This is a genomic window from Pseudomonas rhizozeae, assembly GCF_031583775.1.
Classification (GTDB): Bacteria; Pseudomonadota; Gammaproteobacteria; order Pseudomonadales; family Pseudomonadaceae; genus Aquipseudomonas.
Map to the genome: position 1 here is coordinate 33476 of NZ_JAVLSB010000017.1, position 3101 is coordinate 36576.

Annotated in this window: 3 protein-coding genes; 1 reads left to right on the forward strand and 2 read right to left on the reverse strand. The window is 61.9% G+C overall.

The annotated features are described in order from the left end of the window. Window positions 1-67: 67 nt before the first annotated feature. Complete coding sequence (locus RG836_RS03030; protein WP_310843097.1) at window positions 68-937, forward strand: TauD/TfdA dioxygenase family protein; 870 nt, start codon at window positions 68-70, stop codon at window positions 935-937. A 4-nt stretch (window positions 938-941) separates the two neighbouring features. On the opposite strand, the gene RG836_RS03035 is transcribed toward RG836_RS03030, so the two are convergent. Both RG836_RS03035 and RG836_RS03040 read right to left on the reverse strand, forming a co-directional pair. Then, window positions 942-2168, reverse strand: coding sequence for an MFS transporter (locus RG836_RS03035; protein ID WP_310843099.1), 1227 nt, complete (start codon window positions 2166-2168; stop codon window positions 942-944). Then, window positions 2165-2683, reverse strand: coding sequence for a GNAT family N-acetyltransferase (locus RG836_RS03040; RefSeq protein WP_310843100.1), 519 nt, complete (start codon window positions 2681-2683; stop codon window positions 2165-2167). Before RG836_RS03040 ends, RG836_RS03035 begins: the two co-directional genes overlap by 4 nt. Window positions 2684-3101: the final 418 nt, after the last annotated feature.

Here is a 3101-nt window from a genome sequence, read left to right on the forward strand (position 1 = left end):
CGGCCTCTTCGTCAGCAGACTCGCTCCCACGGGTGACTCAGTAATCCAAACAAAAAGGTGAGGGAACATGGACCAATTGGCACTCAAGGCCATCGAGCGTATCGCTGCCGAGCAGCGTGCGCCGTACCACAGCATCCGCGTCGACCGGCTGACGCCCATTATTGGCGCCGAGGTCAGCGGCGTTGATCTGTCGCAACCGTTGAGCGAGCAGCAACTTGGCGAAGTGCGCCGGGCCTTTCTGGAAAACCACGTACTGGTGTTTCGCGACCAGCACCTGACGGTGGAGCAGCACAAAGCCTTCGGCCGGGTGTTCGGTGAACTGCGGGCGTTGCCGGTCGAAGACATCGATGGCGATGACCCGGAACTGGTGGTGATTCGCGCTAACGCGCAGTCGCGATTCGTCGCCGGGGAAACCTGGCACACCGACGGCACCGCCGACCTTGAGCCGTCGATGGGTTCGATGCTGTACATCAAGGAAACACCGGCCATCGGCACTGGCGGCGATACGCTGTTCGCCAACATGCACCTGGCCATTGAAATGCTCTCGCCGGCGATGCAGCAGTTTCTCGGTGAGCTGACGGCGGTGCATGACGGCGAGATTCCCTGGCGTGGTTTCAAACCGCCGGCCAACCTGCCGAAAACCGAGCACCCGGTGGTGGTGCGGCATCCGGAAACCGGGCGCAAGACGCTGTTCGTCAACTCCGGTTTCACTTCGCACATCGTGCAGTTGTCCGGCGGTGAAAGTCAGGTGCTGCTGAACATGCTGTTCGACCTGATCGCCCGCGAACCGATCCTCAGTTGCCGGGTGCGCTGGACGCCCAACAGCCTGGTGTTCTGGGACAACCGCTGCACCCAGCACCATGCAGTGTGGGATTACTTTCCGCATTCGCGTTATGGCGAACGGGTGACGATCCTCGGCCAGCAACCGCGGGCGTAACGCTTCAGGGCGCGGGCGCCAACACCGGTTGGCTGGCCCGCAGCACGCGGTAGCCGAGCAAGCCGATGGGGATGCACGCCAGAGCCAGCGCGCTGAACAGCACCGCGCCGCCGTACTGCGCGATCACCAGCGCGCCGAGCAGCGGCGCCAGGGCCGAGCCGAACCCGGCGAGCATCGAAATGCCGATGAAACTGCCGCGCATGCCGGGCGGCGCGAGGCGATCGATCAAGGTGCCGAACAGCGGCATCACGATGATCTCGGCGAACGTGGCGAACACCACGGCAATCAGCCAACCGGCCCACCAGGCTCCAGTGTTGAGGGCGATGATGGCGTGGGCGACCATCAGGCAACCAAGTGCCAACAGGTAAGCAGTCTTGTCGGCCAGAGCGATCAGCCAGCTCATCAAAAACAGGTGCACCACCAGCACCACCGCGGCGTTGGTGAAGCTCATCATGGCGATGATGTGGTTGATGTCGGCGACGCTCAATTGCAGCAGGTAGAAGGTCAGCGGTTCGTCGATCTGCGCGTAGACCAGCACGAGGAAAAAGTTGGCGACGATGATCGACAAAAACAGCTTGCTGCCAAGCATCGCCCGGAACACTTCGCGCAACGGCGGGGTGGCGACCTTGGCCAGGTGCGGATTGCGCAGGCGCGCCTTGGCGGCGTTGAGGATGGTCAGAGTCAGCACCGCGTAAGTGCACACGGCAATCGCAAACACCCAGTCGCTCTGGTGATTGGCAAACCACAGGCCGATCAGCGGCCCGGTGGCTGCTGCGCAATTGACCACGTAATAACGGATGTGAAACAGAAAGGTGCGCTGGGCGTCGTCGACCGCCGTGTCGCTCAACAGCATGCGCAGCAGGGGCTCAAGGATGCTCTGCGACAGCGCCATGCCGATGATCGCCACGAAATAACTGGTTTGCCCCGGCAGCAGGCCCATCAACAGGTAACAGCCGGCGCACAGGGCGCAACCGAACAGCATCAGGTTGCGCGAGTTGAAGCGATCGCCGAGCAGGCCGCTGAGGGGCGCCAGGGCAATCGAAATGATCGCGCCGAGCGCCAGTTGCGCGCCAATCTCGGTGATCGGCGTGCCGAAGCGCTGGTGCATGGCCACGGCGATAAACGGCCAGATCATGAACGACGCGATCCGCGCCAGCCCGATCCCGGCCAACAGCCAGCGGGTCGGCCGGGGCAGGGCGCGCAGCGAGGTCAAGGTGCCGGGCTGAGTCATCGGGTCAGGGGCAGGTGGTAGATCAGGTCGTCAAACCACTGCTCGCCAATTTGGTACGCGTTGGGCTCGCGGCGCTGGAATTGGAATCCGCATTTTTCCAGGACTTTGCACGAGGCGATATTGCCGTCGGTGACGGTCGACTCCAGCGAGTCGAGGCCTATCTCGCGGGCGTAATCGATGATCGCCAGCCGCGACTCGGTGCCAAAGCCTTTGCCCTGATGCTCCGGCAGTAACAGGCAACCGACTTCGGCATGGCCCGGCGACATAATGCGGAAACCGCTGACACCCAACTCGACGCCGCTGGCCGTGTCGCTGACGACCAGGCACAACCAGTGGTCCGACTGCGGGCTCCAGGCCGGCAAGCGGTGCTCGAAGCCTTTGCGAATCTGCTCTTCGGCGATCTCGCCAAACACGTACTGCATGGTCTGCGGCTCGGAATGCAGCCTGAGAAACAGCGGCCAGTCGGCTTCAACCATCGTCCGCAGCGACAACCGCTCGGTGTGTAACGCCAGCATCCACTGCTCCCTTGCATGAAAAAAAGGCACAGGCTTTTTGTACGCGGCAGCGCGGCAAAGATCAACGCGCGGGATGAAGCGGTGGGCATTTTTGGGATGGGGTCATCGTTCTTGGGTTGGGTGTGAGGACCTTTAGATTTGCTCTGTGGGAGCGAGCCTGCTCGCGAAAGCTGACTTTCAGCTACAGAGTAATCCGCGGGTGTACTCAAAACCCTGTGGGAGCTTGGCTTGCCAGCGATGACTGGTTGTCAGGCGCTGCTTGGTTTGCTGGTGTACATATCCATTCCCTTGGTGATGGCTGAAATAGGTTCCGCTCTTACAGCGGGTTACTTGGAAAAGCGCCAAGTAACCAAGCGCTTCAATCCCCTCCATTCGGTGCCTCGCTAAGGCTCGGCATGCCTTCACTCCGGCCTTGCTC